The sequence below is a fragment of the Faecalibacterium sp. DFI.5.82 genome, from assembly GCF_029076575.1.
Lineage (GTDB): Bacteria > Bacillota > Clostridia > Oscillospirales > Ruminococcaceae > Faecalibacterium > Faecalibacterium duncaniae.
The window spans coordinates 1-312 of sequence record NZ_JARFIS010000482.1; the positions used below are offsets into that span (position 1 = coordinate 1).

Annotated in this window: 1 pseudogene; it reads right to left on the reverse strand. The window is 59.6% G+C overall.

The features are described 5' to 3' along the window. A pseudogene (locus P0G09_RS17520) lies at nucleotides 1-312 on the reverse strand (type I glyceraldehyde-3-phosphate dehydrogenase); the annotation flags it as partial.

Sequence of the window (312 nt, forward strand, 5' to 3'; positions counted from 1 at the left end):
GTAGCCGAAGGACTCAGAAGTAGCAGCATTCATAGCAGCATTGATGGACTCCTTGGTGACATCCTTGCCCTTGACAACGGCAACCAGGATGGTGGTAGAACCGGAGGGAACGGGCACACGCTGAGCAGAGCCGATCAGCTTGCCGTTCAGCTCGGGGATGACCAGGCCGATAGCCTTAGCAGCGCCGGTGCTGTTGGGAACGATGTTCTGTGCGCCAGCACGAGCACGGCGCAGGTCGCCCTTGCGCTGAGGACCATCCAGGATCATCTGGTCGCCGGCATCATGTCCACTGTTCATGCTTACACCGGCGAC